Here is a 629-nt window from a genome sequence, read left to right as displayed (position 1 = left end):
TAGTTAAAGCACAATAGAGTAATCTATTGTGCTTTTTTGTATTACAAGAAAATATAATTTTTAAAAGCTCACTGTTAAATGATATTGGTGAAATTCGCTAACTTCAAAAAATATAGAGCCTAAAAACGTAATTAAACGGAACAAAAGCAGAATTTTCGCTAAAAAAATTTAAATGTGCTAGCATCAACTTGTAATACATTGAAGGAGGTAATTGATAGATGTATCTAAAAATTTCTGAAAAAGCACAAGAAAGACTACAGAAGTATACTGATGAGGGTGCCACGATCATCCTTGATTTGGATGATGGTGTAGGAAAATATTCAAAGATGGGTGTTTGCTCATTGGATACTAGTTTCCGTTTACTCCTTTTAGATAAGAAACAAGAAAAAAATGATTATCCGCTCACTGTAGATAGTGACATAGGTGAAGTCTATATCAAAGACTATTCAAAAATGTATATGGATGAAGCAATGACACTGACACTTGATCCACGACTAGGTGTATTTAAACTTGAAAGTCCAAGTGGAACATTAGATAGTCATGTACAATTAGTTGATCTGCGACCATAATAGGTAAAAAGTTAGAATATTGGATAAAAGTCCTGACGATATTCTAGCTTTTTTAGAACG

1 protein-coding gene is annotated in these 629 nt (G+C 31.8%); it reads left to right on the top strand.

Features of this window, described 5'->3' with window-relative positions; genetic code table 11:
• Positions 1-218: 218 nt before the first annotated feature.
• Positions 219-569 (top strand): iron-sulfur cluster biosynthesis family protein, encoded by a 351-nt coding sequence (locus ED2_RS14545; RefSeq protein ID WP_005880598.1) that lies wholly within the window; start codon positions 219-221, stop codon positions 567-569.
• Positions 570-629 lie beyond the last annotated feature (60 nt).

Source organism: Enterococcus durans NBRC 100479 = LMG 10746, assembly GCF_001544215.1.
In the GTDB taxonomy this organism is placed as follows: Bacteria; Bacillota; Bacilli; order Lactobacillales; family Enterococcaceae; genus Enterococcus_B; species Enterococcus_B durans.
The sequence above is the reverse complement of the archived record's forward strand: the minus strand, read 5'-3'. Positions and strand labels throughout refer to the sequence as shown.

What these genes read in the sequence shown, in the direction of transcription:
- ED2_RS14545 (WP_005880598.1), top strand. Translation starts at nt 219, where the DNA reads ATGTATCTAAAAATTTCTGAAAAAGCACAAGAAAGACTACAGAAGTAT.